The organism is Spirillospora sp. NPDC127506, from assembly GCF_040302145.1.
In the GTDB taxonomy this organism is placed as follows: Bacteria; Actinomycetota; Actinomycetes; order Streptosporangiales; family Streptosporangiaceae; genus Spirillospora.
The window spans coordinates 38,820-53,620 of the sequence record NZ_JBEORG010000035.1 but is presented as its reverse complement, the minus strand read 5'-3'; the positions used below and the strand labels follow the sequence as shown (position 1 = coordinate 53,620).

The 14,801-nt window shown below is 74.5% G+C and carries 15 protein-coding genes and 1 pseudogene; 9 read left to right on the top strand and 7 right to left on the bottom strand.

The window, feature by feature from the left end:
* Positions 1–373: 373 nt before the first annotated feature.
* On the bottom strand, positions 374–571 hold the full coding sequence (locus tag ABTW95_RS27670) for a DUF3040 domain-containing protein (protein ID WP_396449884.1): 198 nt from the start codon (positions 569–571) through the stop codon (positions 374–376).
* 57 nt (positions 572–628) lie between these two features.
* The gene (locus ABTW95_RS27665; RefSeq protein ID WP_500227807.1) at positions 629–2,293 is read right to left on the bottom strand and encodes a glycoside hydrolase family 10-like protein; all 1,665 of its coding nucleotides are present in this window, start codon (positions 2,291–2,293) and stop codon (positions 629–631) included.
* A gap of 166 nt (positions 2,294–2,459) precedes the next feature.
* Here ABTW95_RS27665 and ABTW95_RS27660 point away from each other — a divergent pair, with 166 nt between their 5' ends.
* Positions 2,460–3,479 carry an Rv2578c family radical SAM protein gene (locus ABTW95_RS27660; protein WP_396449886.1) on the top strand — a complete coding sequence of 340 codons (1,020 nt, stop codon included), beginning with the start codon at positions 2,460–2,462 and terminating at the stop codon, positions 3,477–3,479.
* 55 nt (positions 3,480–3,534) lie between these two features.
* Here ABTW95_RS27660 and ABTW95_RS27655 read toward each other — a convergent pair whose 3' ends face one another.
* Genes ABTW95_RS27655 through ABTW95_RS27645 form a run of 3 tightly spaced genes read right to left on the bottom strand, consistent with a single transcriptional unit; the run spans position 3,535 to position 5,947 of the window.
* Entirely contained in the window at positions 3,535–4,485 is a 951-nt protein-coding gene (locus tag ABTW95_RS27655; RefSeq protein ID WP_396449887.1) for a S1C family serine protease, read from the bottom strand.
* A 23-nt stretch (positions 4,486–4,508) separates the two neighbouring features.
* Positions 4,509–5,057 (bottom strand): GNAT family N-acetyltransferase, encoded by a 549-nt coding sequence (locus ABTW95_RS27650; RefSeq protein ID WP_500227806.1) that lies wholly within the window; start codon positions 5,055–5,057, stop codon positions 4,509–4,511.
* Positions 5,058–5,101: 44 nt separating this feature from the next.
* A complete protein-coding gene (locus ABTW95_RS27645; RefSeq protein WP_500227805.1) occupies positions 5,102–5,947 on the bottom strand; it encodes an SDR family NAD(P)-dependent oxidoreductase in 846 nt (281 codons plus the stop codon).
* Between the two features lie 113 nt (positions 5,948–6,060).
* Here ABTW95_RS27645 and ABTW95_RS27640 point away from each other — a divergent pair, with 113 nt between their 5' ends.
* From ABTW95_RS27640 to ABTW95_RS27610, 7 genes and pseudogenes are all read left to right on the top strand, one after another.
* Entirely contained in the window at positions 6,061–6,771 is a 711-nt protein-coding gene (locus ABTW95_RS27640; RefSeq protein ID WP_500227804.1) for a spermidine synthase, read from the top strand.
* Between the two features lie 105 nt (positions 6,772–6,876).
* Positions 6,877–7,464 carry a biotin transporter BioY gene (locus ABTW95_RS27635; RefSeq protein WP_500227803.1) on the top strand — a complete coding sequence of 196 codons (588 nt, stop codon included), beginning with the start codon at positions 6,877–6,879 and terminating at the stop codon, positions 7,462–7,464.
* Positions 7,465–7,657: 193 nt separating this feature from the next.
* On the top strand, positions 7,658–8,896 hold the full coding sequence (locus ABTW95_RS27630; RefSeq protein ID WP_500227802.1) for an isochorismate synthase: 1,239 nt from the start codon (positions 7,658–7,660) through the stop codon (positions 8,894–8,896).
* Positions 8,897–8,944: 48 nt separating this feature from the next.
* Positions 8,945–9,505 (top strand): annotated as a pseudogene (locus tag ABTW95_RS27625) (helix-turn-helix transcriptional regulator); the annotation flags it as partial.
* A 220-nt stretch (positions 9,506–9,725) separates the two neighbouring features.
* A complete protein-coding gene (locus ABTW95_RS27620; RefSeq protein ID WP_500227824.1) occupies positions 9,726–9,947 on the top strand; it encodes a WCX domain-containing protein in 222 nt (73 codons plus the stop codon).
* 103 nt (positions 9,948–10,050) lie between these two features.
* On the top strand, positions 10,051–10,485 hold the full coding sequence (locus ABTW95_RS27615) for a cation:proton antiporter regulatory subunit (protein ID WP_500227801.1): 435 nt from the start codon (positions 10,051–10,053) through the stop codon (positions 10,483–10,485).
* Between the two features lie 6 nt (positions 10,486–10,491).
* Entirely contained in the window at positions 10,492–11,742 is a 1,251-nt protein-coding gene (locus tag ABTW95_RS27610; protein ID WP_396449895.1) for a cation:proton antiporter, read from the top strand.
* Positions 11,743–11,773: 31 nt separating this feature from the next.
* Here ABTW95_RS27610 and ABTW95_RS27605 read toward each other — a convergent pair whose 3' ends face one another.
* Together ABTW95_RS27605 and ABTW95_RS27600 are read right to left on the bottom strand one after the other, a co-directional pair.
* Positions 11,774–12,589, bottom strand: a complete 816-nt coding sequence (locus ABTW95_RS27605) for an Fpg/Nei family DNA glycosylase (RefSeq protein WP_500227800.1) — start codon at positions 12,587–12,589, stop codon at positions 11,774–11,776.
* A gap of 21 nt (positions 12,590–12,610) precedes the next feature.
* On the bottom strand, positions 12,611–13,651 hold the full coding sequence (locus ABTW95_RS27600; protein WP_396449897.1) for a fatty acid desaturase family protein: 1,041 nt from the start codon (positions 13,649–13,651) through the stop codon (positions 12,611–12,613).
* Positions 13,652–14,009: 358 nt separating this feature from the next.
* On the opposite strand from ABTW95_RS27600, the gene ABTW95_RS27595 reads away from it, so the two are divergent.
* Positions 14,010–14,768, top strand: a complete 759-nt coding sequence (locus ABTW95_RS27595; RefSeq protein WP_396449898.1) for an SDR family oxidoreductase — start codon at positions 14,010–14,012, stop codon at positions 14,766–14,768.
* The last annotated feature ends 33 nt before the right edge of the window (positions 14,769–14,801 follow it).

The following is a 14,801-nucleotide window of genomic DNA, read 5'->3' as shown; positions in this document are numbered from 1 at the left end:
GGTGTCCCCCGTTTCGTGCCGGCTCGCCCGGCGTGCGTCATAGTCAGGGACGCGTGCGGCGACGGGGCGGTGCACGGGTGCAGGCAACCCTCACTCCGGGGTGAGGCGAATCCCACATGCGGGGCGGCGGTGGACCGGGCACGGGGCGGGAGCCGTTACAGTGGGTGGGTCGGTGTGGCATGTGTCCCCCGGGCTCTACCTGATGCCTTCGGGGAATACCGCCGGTCCCATGCGGTCCGGGCTGGAGCTTCGTTGTGCCTTTCGCCGTGAGGCGACCACCACACCGGCTTGAACGCCGAGGCCCCGGCGAGATCGGATCTCGCCGGGGCCTCGGCGTTCGCGTGTCCGCGGGCGGGGTGGGCGGCGGGGCGGGTTACAGGACGGCCGCCGCGATGGCGGCGCCGATCGCGGCGAGGACGATGATGACGGCGGCGGCGAGGACGACGGTGCGGGTCCGGCGCCCCCGGCGGGTGCCGTGGCGGGCGAGGCGCCGGGCCAGCCGCGGGTCGTCCTCACTCAGGCGGACCTCGATCTGGGTGAGGATCCGCTGCTCCTCCATCGACAGCGCCATGCTTCAAACCTCCGGGGGGTGGTCAGCTGATGGGTTCCTCCCCGCAGATCATGATCATTATCCCTTCGGGGCGGTGACCGTCGCGCCGCGTCCGGGCGGGCTCTCGTTGTGGAGGCGGTCCAGGGCGGTGACGTAGTAGGTGTAGGCGCGGCCGGGTCTGGCGGCGGGGTCGACGATGCCGCCGCCGCGGACGTCGGCGATGAGGCGCTCTGGGGCGACGGGCGCGCAGCCGGGGGCGGTGCCGTCGACGCGGTAGACGGCGTAGGAGGCGGCGCCCCGGGAGGGCCGCCAGGTCACCTTCACGCCCTTGCCGTCGGGGACGGCGGCGGTGCCGTGGACGGGCGGCGGCGCCCCGCCCTTGTCTGCGGCCTTCCCGTCGGCCTTGCCGTCGCCCTTGCCGTCGCCCGTGTCCGCGTCCTTGCGGTGGGCGCGGGCCGGCGGGGGGATGGCGGGGCGGGAGTAGTGGTCGTCGCGCAGGCGGGCGGCGAACCCGCGGCGGTCGGCGGCGATGTCGGAGGCGCTGAAGAACACGTCGCCGCGGACCTGCGGGTACTTGGCGTTGACGGTGAGGTGCCGCGACATCTCGGCGGGGTCCTTCCAGGCGGCGTCGGCGCCGACGCGGTAGGCGCCCTGCCCGATGGTCAGCTGCACGCCGGTGCCCTTGACCTGGCCGGCCCACCAGGCGACGAGCTTGGCGTAGTCGGCGCGGGGGTCGCCGATCGGCCAGTACAGCTGGGGGGTGACGTAGTCGAGCCACCCCTTCTTGATCCATTTGCGGGTGTCGGCGTAGATGTCGTCGTAGCTCTGCAGGGCGCGGGTGGGCGACCCGGCGGGGTCGCTGGTGTCGTTGCGCCAGACGCCGAAGGGGCTGATGCCGAACCGCACCCAGGGCTTGGCGTCGTGGATCTTCCGCGACAGCGACTCGACGAGGGTGTCGACGTTCTTGCGGCGCCAGTCGGCGCGGTTCATGCCCTTGCCGTAGGTCTTGTAGGCGGCCCCGTCGGGGAAGTCGCCGTCCTCGGGGTAGGGGTAGAAGTAGTCGTCGAAGTGGACGGCGTCGATGTCGTACTTGGTGACGACGTCCATGACGGCCTTGGTGGCCAGGTCGCGGACCTGGGGCAGGCCCGGGTCGTACCACAGGCCCTCGCCGTACTTGCGGACCCAGTCGGGGTGCTTGCGGGCGGGGCTCTTGGGCGACAGCTTCTTGATGTCGTCCTGGCGGGAGACGCGGTAGGGGTTGAACCAGGCGTGGAACTCCAGGTTGCGGGCGTGGGCCTCCTTGAGCATGAACGCCAGGACGTCGTAGCCGGGGTCCTTGCCCTGGGTGCCGGTGATCCACTGCGACCACGGCTCGTAGGGGGAGTCGTAGAAGGCGTCGGAGTTGGGGCGGATCTGCACGAACACCGCGTTCATGTTCATCGCCCGGGCGGTGTCCAGGAGCGCGGTGAACTGCTTCTTCTGCTCGGCGGCCGGGTCGCCGGTGTCCTTGGGCCAGTCGATGCCGCCGACGGTGGCGATCCACATGCCGCGCAGCTGCCGCTGCGGCGAGTCGCCGGGCGCGGCGATCTCGGGGCATTCGGCGGGGGCGCCGGGCGGGACGTCCCCGCGCGCGCCGGCGTCCCGCTCGCCGAACGCGGGGATGCCGCACGCGGTGAGCGCGGCCGCCGCCGCTCCCGCGGTGATCGCCGCCGCCACTGCCCGGAACCTGGATCGCGTCGCCATAGCGGCCCATTGTCACCCATCCGCTGCGCTGCTCGGGCCGTAACCGCGATGACCGTGTGATCCCCTTCCGTCCCGTTTCGTCCGGTCTCCGCCTTGCGATCTTCGAACACGCGTTCCATACTGGCCGGACGGCTGATCGTTCACACGTTCGAAAGAGGGGTGGGGTGTGCGCTGGGACCACCTGCGGCTGGACGGCGGCGCGGAACCGCCGGCCGGCGCCGCCGCGCTGATCGAGCGGCGGGCCGTCGCGCGGACGATCGACACCCCCGAGTTCCGCGGCATGACCTTCTACGAGGTCCGCGCCAGGACGGTCATCAACAAGGTCCCCGAGGCCTCCCGCGTCCCGTTCCGCTGGACGATCAACCCCTACCGGGGCTGCTCCCATGGCTGCCCGTACTGCTTCGCCCGCAAGACGCACGAATATCTCGACATGGACGCGGGCGCGGACTTCGACTCCCGCATCGTGGTCAAGGTCAACGCCGCCGAGCGCGTCCGCGCCGAACTGGCCGCGCCGCGGTGGCGGGGCGAGCCCATCGCGATGGGCACCAACGTCGACTGCTACCAGCGCGCCGAGGGCCGCTACCGGCTGATGCCGGGCATCCTGGCGGCGCTGCGGGACGCGGCCAACCCCTTCTCCATCCTCACCAAGGGCACGCTGATCCTGCGCGACCTGCCGCTCCTGCAGGAGGCCGCCGCCCGCACGCGGGTGAGCGCCGCGGTGTCGGTCGGGTCGGTCGACCCGCGGCTGTGGCGCCTGGTCGAGCCGGGCACCCCGCCGCCGCGCCGCCGCCTGGAGGTGTGCGCGGCGCTCAACGACGCCGGCGTCGGCTGCGCCGTGCTGATGGGCCCGGTCATCCCCTACCTGTCGGACTCCCCCGCCCAGCTGGACGCCGCGGTCCGGCAGATCGCCGAAGCGGGCGCCACCTCGGTGTCGGCGATCACGCTGCACCTGCGCCCCGGCGCCCGGGAGTGGTTCCTGGCCTGGCTGCGCGAGCACCGCCCCGACCTGCTCGTCCCCTACGCGCGCCTGTACCGGGGCGGCTCCTACGCCCCCCGCGACTACCAGGAGGGCATCGCGCGGCGGGTGCGCGAGCTGGCGTCCCGCTACGGCATCGGCGGCCGCGCCTCCCACCGGAACGCCCCTCCCCCGCCGCCCGCGGCGCCGCAGCAGCTGTCCTTGCTGTGACCGCCGCCCCGGCACGCGGGCCGGGAGTCCGAGGCGGGAGTGCGAGGCGGGCCGATCAGGCCGGTTCGGGGTCGAGCTCGACCGGTTCGGCGATGACGTCGACCATGGCGCCGTTGCGCAGCACGGTGATGGGGAACGGGCGGCCGATCGCCTCGGCGAACATCAGCTTCTGCAGCGACTGGGCCTGCGAGACCGGCGCGCCGCCGGCGGTCAGCACCAGGTCGCCGCGCCGCAGCCCGGCGCGGTCGGCGGGGCTGCCGGGCACGACCTCGGCGACGCGCAGCGCGTCGTCCTGCCCGGTGCGCTCGCGCAGCTGCGCCGGGACGGGCACCGGCGCGGCGGCCAGGCCGAGGAACGCGCGGCGGACGCGGCCGTCGCGCATCAGCGCGGCGATGATGCGGCGGGTGGTGGCGTTGATCGGCACGGCCAGGCCGAGCCCGATCCCGGCGACGGCGGTGGCGACGCCGACGACGCGGCCGGACGAGTCGGCCAGCGCGCCGCCGGAGTTGCCGGGGTTGAGCGCCGCGTCGGTCTGGATGACGTCCTCGATGAGGCGGACGGCGGTGCCGCCGCGGGTGGGCTGGGAGGTGGGCAGGGACCGGCCCAGCGCCGACACCACCCCGGCGGTGACGGACCCGGCCAGGCCGAGGGGGTTGCCGACGGCCACCACGAGCTGCCCCACGACCAGGCCGTCGGCGTCGCCGAGGGCGACCGGGTCGGGGACGGGCCCGTCCGCGCGCACGACGGCCAGGTCCGACAGCGGGTCGGTGCCGACGACGGTGAAGTCCCCGGCGGCGCCGCCGGAGAACGCGGCCTGCCCGCCGGGAGCGCGGCCGACGACGTGCGCGTTGGTCAGCAGGAACCCGTCGCCGGTGAAGGCCACCGCCGAGCCGGCGCCCTCGCCGCGGCGGTGCCGGACGCGCAGCGCCGCCACGCGCGGAGTCAGTTCCCGCGCCACGGCCGACACCGTGCGGGAGTAGGCGTCCAGGGGGTCGGTCTCGTCCATGGCACCTCCCGATGATTACAGGCTTACACGGTAACCATGGAAGGGGAAGGGGTGTTCCCGGGCAGGTCGCCGCGCAGGACGCTGTACAGCACCTCGTCGTGGTACCGGCCGCCCAGGAAGCTGTAGCCGCGCATCACGCCCTCCCGCGTGAACCCCGCCTTCTCCAGGGCGCGCTGCTCGGCGAGGTTGTCCACGTCGGTCTCGGCCTGGATCCGGTGCGCGGTCGTGCGCGCGAACAGGTACTCCACCAGCAGCCGCTGCGCGCGGGTCCCCGCGCCCCTGCCCCGCGCCGCGGGCATCAGCGCGATCCCGATGCTCCAGCACCACGTCCGCGCCGTGGTGTTCACCCGGCGGTAGGACACCAGCCCCAGCCGGTCGCCGCCGGCGGCGACCAGGAGGTCGCCCTTGTCGGCGCCGAGCATCCCGTCGGCCTCCCACCTGCGCCGGAACCGGTGCGGATCGAACCAGCCCTCCCACAGGAACGGCCCGCACAGCCCGGGATCGGTCCGCAGCCGCTCGACGAACGGCAGGTCGCCCTCGGCGACGGGCCGCAGCCCCACAAGATCGTCCATGGCCGTCCACGGCAGGCGGCGCGCCCCGCGGGCACCACCGGGATTCACCGCAGCGTCGACAGGCCCCCGTCGACGTGCAGGACCTGACCGGTGATGTAGGACGCGCGGTCCGACAGCAGGAACACCGCCGCGTCGGCGACCTCCCACGCGGTTCCCTGCCGGTGCATCGGGATCAGCGCGGCGACCCGGTCGCGGGCGGCGCTGCCGGCCGAGGCGTCCCGCCCCATCACCGTGTCGATCAGCCCCGGCGCCACCACGTTGGCGCGGACCCCGCGCGGCGCGCCCTCGGCGGCGATGTGCCGCACCAGCCCGGTCAGGCCCGCCTTGGACGCGTCGTAGGACGGCGACCGCGATCCCGGTTTCGTCCCGGCGAGGGAGCCGATGAACACCATCGACCCCCCGGCCTCCAGCGCGGGCATCGCGGCCTTGCCGACCAGGAACGGGGCGCGCAGGTTGACGTGCAGGACGCGGTCCCAGTCGGCCAGCGCCGTCCCCGCCAGCCCGTACCCGATCCCGATGCCGGCGTTGAACACCACCCCGTCCAGCCCGCCGAGCCCCTCGCCCGCCAGCGCGACCACGCGGTCGCAGGCGGCCGGGTCGGCGACGTCGGCCACCACCGTGCACGCCCGCCCGCCCTCGGCGGCGATCATCGCGGCGGTCTGCCCCGCGGCGCGCTCGTCGAGGTCCGCGCACGCCACCATCGCGCCCTCCCGCGCGGCGGTCACCGCGATCGCGCGGCCGTTGCCGACCGGGGCGGCGGGGTCGTCGCTGGGCCGCGTCCCCGCGCCGACGACCAGGATCCGGCGCCCGGCCAGCAGCCCGCCGGACGGAGCGGCGCCGGACGGGGCCGTGTCGGACGGGGCGGCGTCGGGTGAGGCGGCGTCGGGCATGACCGGCACCGTAGCTCACGCCGGCCCGCCCCGCCCAGGGTCGGCGGGCAGGGTCGGTGGGCAGGGCCGGCGGGTGGAGGAGGCGGGCAGGGTCGGCGGATAGGGTGCGGGGCATGGGAATCGCCGCGTCCGGGGAGCCGGTGGTGGTCGACCGCGCCGCCGGGGTCGGCGGGGAGCTGGTGCTGCGCCGCGCCGGCGCCGACTACGAGATCATCAGCAACGGCGTGTTCCTCATGGACACCCGCAACGGCGAGTCCGAGCGGCTGCTGGTGCGCGCCGCCGTGCAGAGCCTGGACGGGCGCGGTCCGGCGGGGCGGAGCCCGGGCGGGCCGGTGCGGGTGCTCATCGGCGGGCTCGGCGTCGGGTTCTCCCTGGCCGAGGCGCTCGCCCTGCCGCCGGTGGCGCACGTCACGGTCGTCGAGCGCGAGCCGGCCGTCGTCGGCTGGCACGCCGCCGAGCTGCGGCCCTGGTCGGGCGGCGCGCTGGACGACCCCCGCGTCACCGTCCGCTGCGCCGACCTCCTCGACGTTCTCGCCGACCCCGCGGCCGGCCGCTTCGACGCGCTGTGCCTGGACATCGACAACGGCCCCGACTGGACCGTCACCCCCGGCAACGCCCGCCTCTACGCCCCCGCCGGCCTGGACCTGCTCACCCGGCGGCTGGCCCCGCGCGGCGTCCTGGCGGTGTGGAGCGCCGCCGCCGCGCCGGCGTTCGAGGCGCTGCTGCGCGAGCGGTTCGCGCGGGTGGACGTCCGGCCGGTGCCGGTGCCGCGCGGCGAACCCGATGTGATCTACCTCGCCTCCGGGCCCCGCCCGGCCGGGTGAGCGGCCTGTACAAAGCGGGCGGGGCGGTTTCTGTAGCCCGCGTGATCCACCCCGGACGACCCGTTCGCTAGGTTTCGGCCTGACAAAACGTTTTTGGGAGGATCTGTGGCTACTGCCCACGCAACCCAGCGGCGCCCCGCCGTCCTGGGCGACCTGCTGCCCGGTGCCCTGGCCCGCGACGCCGCCCTCGTCGCAGGCGCCGCCGCCCTCGTCGGCCTCGCCGCGCAGATCGCCGTCCCGCTGCCCGGCACCCCCGTCCCCGTCACCGGGCAGACCTTCGCCGTGCTGCTCGCCGGCGCCGCGCTCGGCGCCGGCCGCGGCGCGCTCGGCATGCTGGTCTACCTGCTCGCCGGCATGGCCGGCGTCCCCTGGTTCACCGACGGCGCCTCCGGCACCGGGTTCCCCACCCTCGGCTACATCATCGGGTTCGTGGCGGCCGCCGCCGTCGTCGGGCGCCTGGCCGAGCGCGGCGGCGACCGGACCCCGCTGCGCACCGTCGGGACCATGCTCGTCGGGACCGCCGTCATCTACGCCGCCGGCGTCCCCTACCTGATGGCCGCCCTGGACGTCGACCTGGGCAAGGCCGTCGACCTGGGCATGACGCCGTTCCTGGCCGGCGACGCCCTGAAGGTCCTGCTGGCCGCCGGGCTCCTGCCCGCCGCCTGGAAGCTCAGCCGCGCCGCCCGCCGCTGACCCGCCGCCCCGGCCCGGCACCGTCCCGTCCCGCCCGCGCCGCCCGCATGGGGACGGGACGGACGGGCATGACGGACGGGCATACGGACGCCGGGAACGCCGCGACCGGCCCGCCCGGATGTGGCGCACGCCTCACCCCGCGCCCCCGCCCCGCCCGTTTGAACAGGTTCAAATCTGGCGTACAGTGGCCCGTGTGAAGCTCGCCGCGACAGCAGCACCGGACCGACTCACCGTGCGCACCGTCCCGGTCCCCGACCCGGGCGACCTCATCGCGCGGCTCCCCCACCCCTCCGCGCTGGCGTGGATCCGCCGCGGCGAAGGCATCGTCGGCTGGGGCGAGGCCGCCCGCCTCACCGTCACCGGCGGCGACGACCGCTTCACCGCCGCCGCCGGCATGCTCCGCGAGCTGTTCGGCGCCGCCGCCGTCGACGACACCGCCGCCGTCCCCGGCTCGGGGCCCGTCGCCTTCGGCTCCTTCGGCTTCGACCCCAAGTCCCCCGACTCCACCCTCATCGTCCCCCGCCGCATCCTCGGCCGCCGCGGCGGACGCGCCTGGCTCACCACCATCGGCGACGACACCGACCCCCTCACCCTCGCCAACCCGCCCCAGCCCCCCACCGGCCTGCGGTGGAGCGGCGGCGCCCTCCCCGAACACGACTGGGCAGCCGCCGTCGCCGCCGCCGTCGACCGCATCCGCGGCGGCCGCCTCGGCAAGGTCGTCCTCGCCCGCGACATCACCGCCCGCGCCGCCGCGCCCATCGACGCCCGCGTCCTGCTGCGCCGCCTGGCCGCCCGCTTCCCCGCCTGCTACACCTTCTCCTGCGCCGGCCTGGTCGGCGCCACCCCCGAACTGCTCATCCGCCGCACCGGCGACACCGTCGAATCCCTCGTCCTGGCCGGCACCACCCCCCGCGGCGGCACGCCCGCCGACGACCGGGACCGCGCCGGCCGCCTGTTCGCCTCCGCCAAGGACCGCGAGGAGCACCGCTACGCCGCCGAGATGGTCCGCGACGCCCTCACCCCCCTGTGCGCCGACCTCACCGTCCCCGACCAGCCCGAACTGCTCACCCTGCCCAACGTCATCCACCTGGCCTCCCCCATCCGCGGCCACCTGGCCTCCGACCGGTCCGTCCTGGACGTCGTCGCCGCCCTGCACCCCACCCCCGCCGTCTGCGGCACCCCCACCGACACCGCCCTGGACCTCATCCGCGAACTCGAGGGCATGGACCGCGGCCGCTACGCCGGCCCCGTCGGCTGGGTCGACGCCCGCGGCGACGGCGAATGGGGCATCGCGCTGCGCTGCGCCGAGATCGACGGCACCCGCGCCCGCCTGTTCGCCGGCTGCGGCATCGTCGCCGACTCCGACCCCGCCGCCGAACTCGCCGAGGCCCGCGCCAAGTTCCGCCCCATGCAGTACGCCCTGCACGGCTGACCAGAACCCGGCCCGAATCCGGCACCCCCGACCCGGCACACTGAGACGATGCGCGCGAGCCGGCTGCTGTCCCTCCTGCTCCTCCTGCAGGCCAGAGAACGCATGACCGCACGCGAACTCGCCGCCGAACTCGAAGTGTCCGTCCGCACCGTCTACCGCGACGTCGAATCCCTCAGCGCCGCCGGCGTCCCCATCTACGCCGACCGCGGCCCCGACGGCGGATACCGGCTCCTCGGCGGCTACCGCACCCGCCTCACCGGCCTCACCGAATCCGAAGCCGCCTCCCTCCCCCTGACCGGCCTGCCCGGACCCGCCACCCAGCTCGGCCTCGGCGACGTCCTGGCCGCCGAACTCAAACTCATGGCCGCCCTCCCGCCCGGCCCGCGCAGCCGCGCCGCCCGCATCCGCGAACGCTTCCACCTCGACGCGCCCGGCTGGTTCCGCACCCCCGACGACGTCCCCCACCTGCACGCCATCGCCGACGCCGTGTGGAACCAGCACCCCATCCAGGTCCGCTACCGCCGCTGGCGGCACCCCCAGCACGTCACCCGCACCCTCGACCCCCTCGGCGTCGTCCTCAAAGCCGGAAGCTGGTACCTCATCGCCCGCCCCGCCGGCACCACCGTCGAACCCCGCACCTACCGCATCTCCCGCGTCCTCGCCCTCACCACCCTCCCCGGACGCTTCGACCGCCCCGACGGATTCGACCTCGCCGCCCACTGGACCGCCTACACCCAGCGCTTCGAAGCCGACTCCTACCCCGAGCACGCCACCGTCCGCCTGTCCCCCGACGGCCTCACCCGCGCCCAGGATCCTCCTGCCGCCCGCCATGGCCCGCGCCGCCCGCGCCGACGCCGGCCCGCCCGGCCCCGACGGATGGGTCCGCGCCGTCCTGCCCATCGAATCCGTCCGCCACGCCCACGTCGAATTCCTCAAACTCGGCGCCGACGTCGAGATCCTCGAACCGCCCGAACTCCGCGCGATGATCACCGCCACAGTCCGCACCCTCGCCGCCCGCTACACCGCCCCATCTGGGACGATGACCCGCTGACCCCGGTACGGTCGACAACGACCCCAGCACCATTGAGACGGAGGACGAAGCACCCGTGGACATCGAACGGACCGCTTTGCCCGGAATCGGCCTGCAGCACGTGATGACCACCGCACGCGGCCGCCAGATCGGCGTCATCTCCCACCGCACCGGCCGCCGCGACCTGGTCATCTACGACAAAGAAGACCCCGACAGCTGCATCGCCACCGTCGCCCTCACCGCCGAGGAGGCCAACGCCATCGCCGAGCTCCTCGGCACCGGCCGCATCGTGGAACACCTCGCCGAACTCCACCGCCAGGTCGAAGGCCTCGTCACCGAGCAGTACCCCATCGCCGCGGGCTCCCCCTACGACGGGCGCCCCCTCGGCGACACCCGCGCCCGCACCCGCACCGGCGCCTCCATCGTCGCCGTCGTCCGCGAAGGACAGGTCCTCGCCAGCCCCCGCCCCGACTTCGTCTTCACCGCCGGCGACATCGTCGTCGTCACCGGAACCGGGGAAGGCACCGCCGCCGTCGCCCACATCCTCGCCCACGGCTGACCGCGCATGCACTCAGCAGTCCAACTCATCGAACTCGGCGCGATCATCCTGGCCCTCGGCCTCCTCGGCGCCGTCTCGGTCCGCTTCTCGATCTCCCCCATCCCCCTCTACCTCATCGCCGGCCTCGCCTTCGGCTCCGGCGGCATCCTCCCCCTGACCACCAGCGAGGAATTCGTCTCCATCGGCGCCGAAGTCGGCGTCATCCTCCTGCTGTTCACCCTCGGCCTGGAATACACCGCCGGTGAACTGGTCGGCACCCTGCGCACCTCCGCCCCCACCGGACTCGCCGACCTCGCCCTCAACGCCGCCCCCGGCGTCGCCGCCGCCCTCATCCTCGGCTGGGGCCCCGTCGCCGCCGTCGCCATGGGCGGCATCACCTACGTCACCTCCTCCGGCATCACCGCCAAAGTCATCGGCGACCTCGGCTGGCTCGGCAACCGCGAGATCCCCGCCCTGCTGTCGGTCCTGGTCTTCGAAGACCTCGCGATGGCCGCCTACCTGCCCATCCTCACCGCCCTGCTCGCCGGCGCCGGACTCCTCGGCGGCGCCGCCGCCCTCGGCATCGCCGCCGCCACCATCACCGTCATCCTCTACATCGCCCTGCGCCACGGGAAACTCGTCGAACGCTTCGTCGCCAGCCCCAGCGAAGAAGTCCTCCTCCTCAAAGTCCTCGGCCTCACCCTCCTCGTCGCAGGCATCGCCCAGCAACTCCAGGTCTCCGCCGCCGTCGGCGCCTTCCTCGTCGGCATCGCCCTGTCCGGCACCCTCGCCCACACCGCCCAGAAACTCCTCGCCCCCCTCCGCGACCTGTTCGCCGCCGTCTTCTTCGTCTTCTTCGGCCTCCACACCGACCCCGCCGCCCTGCCGCCCGTCCTCGCCATCGCCGCGGCCCTCGCCGCCGCCGGCGTCCTCACCAAGATGGGCACCGGCTGGATCGCCGCCCGCCGCGCCGGCGTCGCCACCACCGGACGACTCCGCGCCGGCGCCGCCCTCGTCCCCCGCGGCGAATTCAACATCGTCATCGCCGGCCTGGCCGTCAGCGCCGGAACCAACCCGCGCCTCGGCCCCCTCGCCGCCGCCTACGTCCTCATCCTCGCCGTCGCCGGACCCGTCCTCGCCCGCACCACCGAACCCCTGGCCGCCCGCCTCCGCCACCGCCGCGCCCAGCGCCGCGCACCCCAGACCGACGACGACGTGCCCGTCGTCCCCCGGCCCGTCCACACCGGCGACACCGGCCCCACACCCACCATCTCCTGACCCGCCCCGGCCACCCCGCCACCGGCCGGCGTCACGCGGCGGAGGGCTGGCACCCCGGACACCAGAACAGGTTCCGGGACGCCACCTCCGCCGCCGCCACCGGCGTCCCGCACACCAGGCACGGCAGCCCCGCACGCCGGTACACGTACACCTCGCCACCGTGATCGTCCACGCGCGGCGGCCGCCCCATCGCCTCCGGCGTGTGCTCCGGACGGACCGTGTCGATCCGCCCCGCGCGCACTCCTTCCGCCATCAGCAGCACCAGATCGTCCCAGATCCCCGCCCACTGCTCCGCCGACAGCCGCCGCCCCGGCAGCCGCGGATCGATCCCCTGCCGGAACAGCACCTCCGCCCGGTAGATGTTCCCCGGCCCCGCCACCACCGACTGATCCATCAGCAGCACCGCCACCGGCGTCCGCGACCGGCTGATCCGCCGCCACGCCACCTCCGGATCGGCGTCCGCCCGCAGCGGATCCGGCCCCAGCCGGTCCCGCAGCAGCTTCACCTCGCCCGGCTCCAGCACCTCGCACATGTTCGGCCCCCGCAGATCCGCGAAACACCCCCCGCCCACCAGCCGCAACCGCACCAGCCCCACCGGCTCCGGCGGCGGCGCCGCACCGAACCCGAACCGCCCGTAGATCCCCAGATGCACATGCAGCGTCACATCGTCGTCGAACCCCAAAAGCAGATGCTTGCCGTGCGCGTCCGCCTCCACCAGCACCCGCCCGTCCAGCCGCCGCGCCCCCTCCGCGAACCGGCCCTGCGGGCTCGACGCCGCGACGGCATGGCCGCCGAACATCCGCTGATGCTCGGCGGCCAGTCGATGAATCGTGTGTCCCTCCGGCATGGCCGGAGCATAGCCCCGCCCCTACCGCAGCGGCTCCCCGATCTCCCGCATGTGACCAAGAGCCCGCCGGTACGACTCGATCAGCCCCGTCTCGGCGTAAGGCAGCCCCACCGCCGCGCAGTGCTCCATCACCAGCGGCCGCACCCGCCGCAGGCTGCACCGCGGGACCCCCGGGAACAGGTGATGCTCGATCTGGTAGTTCAGCCCGCCCATCAGCCAGTCGGTGACCGCCCCGCCCCGCACGTTCCGCGACGTCAGCACCTGCCGCCGCAGATGCCCCCACCGCTCACCCGGCCCCGGCATCGCCATCCCCTTGTGGTTCGGCGCGAACACCGCACCCAGATGCACACCGAACAGCGCGTGCTGCACCGCGATCAACGCCACCGCCTGCGCCGGCGGGAGCAGCGCGAACGCCAGCCCCAGATACCAGGCCGCGTGCACCAGCAGCAGCCCGCCCTCCACCAGCCGGTCGCGCCGGGAACGGCCCCGCAGGAACAACAGGCTCCCCACCTTCAAGTTGACGCCCTCCAGCGTCAGCAGCGGGAAGAACAGCACCGCCTGATGCCGCGCCACCCACCGCAGCACACCCCGCTTACGCCCGGCCTGCTCCCGCGTCCACGCCAGCACCCCCTCCCCCACGTCCGGGTCCTTGCCCACATGGTTCGGGTTCGCGTGATGCCGGTTGTGCTTGTCGTTCCACCACCCGTGCCCCATCCCCAGCAGCAGGTTGCCCAGCAGCAGCCCCAGCCACCGGTTCGCCCGCGCGGTCCGCGCGATCTGCCGGTGCCCCGCGTCATGCCCCAGGAACGCCGCCCGCGCCGCCAGCACCGCCAGCGGCACGCCCAGCAGCACCGTCCACCACCCGGCGCCCGCCCACGCCACCGCCCCCCACACCGCCGCCGTCGCGGCCAGGTTCAGCGCGATCGCCCGCGCGTAGTAGCCGCGGCGGCGCTCCAGCAGCCCGCTCTCGCGGACCCGCCGCGCCAGCGGCGCGAAATCACTCCCGGCACGCCGCCCGGAAGCTCCGGACGAAGGGGAAGGAGCGTACAGGGTCGCGGTCATGAAACCTCCAGTTCGAGCACGAAAACGACTGCTCGAACGCTACGGAGCGTGAACCCGGACGGTCGCCACGCCGCGGAGCCAATTCCGCCCTGGCTCGCAGGTCCCGGCTTCCGCCCCCGCCCCTCACCCCAAAGGGCCTGTGATGACCCGAACCCCCGCATACCCTCCGCGACCGGCCCCTCCGCGACCGGCCCCTCCGTGACCGGCCCCTCCGTGACCGGCCGCGCCGCCCCCCGGAACCGGCCGCCACAACGACGGCATGTGGCCGCCACAGCACATCACTGCTTCCCCACCCGCCCCCCGCCCCCGCACACTGGTCGCGATCTTCTCCAGCTACACCACACGGGGGATAACACCCATGTCACTGGTCCCGGCCACCCGCGACCTCGAAGGCAAAGTCGCCCTCATCGTCGGCGGCACCCGCAACCAGGGCGCCGCGTTCGCCGAGAACGCCGCCGCCCGCGGCGCCACCACCGTGATCAGCTACAACGGCGACGAAACCGCCGCCAAGACCACACTCGCCGCACTCCTCGACCACGGCGTCACCGCCGAAGCCGTCCGCTCCGACGCCTGCGACTCCGCCCAGGTCGACGCCCTGTTCGCCCAGACCGCCGAACGGTACGGACACCTCGACATCGTCGTCCACACCCCCGGCGCCGTCATCAAGAAACCCCTCGCCGACCACACCGACGCCGACTTCGACCACCTCATCAACCTCAACACCCGCAGCGCCTTCAACACCCTGCGCGCCGCGGCACGCCACCTCGCCGACAACGGCCGCTACGTCGTCCTGTCCACCACCCTCACCTCCGTCATGACCGGCCCCTACGGCCTGTACTCCGGCTCCAAGGCCGCCGTCGAACGCATGGTCCTCGCCGCCGCCAAGGAACTCGGCGCCCGCGGCATCACCGTCAACGCCGTCGCCCCCGGCCCCATCGACGACGACTTCTACCGCGCCGCCGAAACACCCGAATCCATCGAGGCCGCGACCCACCACAGCCCCCGCGGGCGCCTCGGCTCCCCCGACGACATCGCCCCCCTCGTCGGATGGCTCATCGGCGCCGACGCCGGCTGGGTCTCCGGCCAGACCCTGCGCGCCAACGGCGCCATGTTCTGACCCGGTCACCGTTCTGCCCCCACTACCGCGGCG

Coding starts and splice junctions, on each gene's coding strand:
- ABTW95_RS27595 (WP_396449898.1), top strand. CDS start 14,010: ATGTCACTGGTCCCGGCCACCCGCGACCTCGAAGGCAAAGTCGCCCTC.
- ABTW95_RS27605 (WP_500227800.1), bottom strand. CDS start 12,589: ATGCCGGAGGGACACACGATTCATCGACTGGCCGCCGAGCATCAGCGG.
- ABTW95_RS27620 (WP_500227824.1), top strand. CDS start 9,726: ATGGCCCGCGCCGCCCGCGCCGACGCCGGCCCGCCCGGCCCCGACGGA.
- ABTW95_RS27645 (WP_500227805.1), bottom strand. CDS start 5,947: ATGCCCGACGCCGCCTCACCCGACGCCGCCCCGTCCGACACGGCCCCG.
- ABTW95_RS27615 (WP_500227801.1), top strand. CDS start 10,051: ATGACCACCGCACGCGGCCGCCAGATCGGCGTCATCTCCCACCGCACC.
- ABTW95_RS27600 (WP_396449897.1), bottom strand. CDS start 13,651: ATGACCGCGACCCTGTACGCTCCTTCCCCTTCGTCCGGAGCTTCCGGG.
- ABTW95_RS27665 (WP_500227807.1), bottom strand. CDS start 2,293: ATGGCGACGCGATCCAGGTTCCGGGCAGTGGCGGCGGCGATCACCGCG.
- ABTW95_RS27670 (WP_396449884.1), bottom strand. CDS start 571: ATGGCGCTGTCGATGGAGGAGCAGCGGATCCTCACCCAGATCGAGGTC.
- ABTW95_RS27655 (WP_396449887.1), bottom strand. CDS start 4,485: ATGGACGAGACCGACCCCCTGGACGCCTACTCCCGCACGGTGTCGGCC.
- ABTW95_RS27610 (WP_396449895.1), top strand. CDS start 10,492: ATGCACTCAGCAGTCCAACTCATCGAACTCGGCGCGATCATCCTGGCC.
- ABTW95_RS27640 (WP_500227804.1), top strand. CDS start 6,061: ATGGGAATCGCCGCGTCCGGGGAGCCGGTGGTGGTCGACCGCGCCGCC.
- ABTW95_RS27650 (WP_500227806.1), bottom strand. CDS start 5,057: ATGGACGATCTTGTGGGGCTGCGGCCCGTCGCCGAGGGCGACCTGCCG.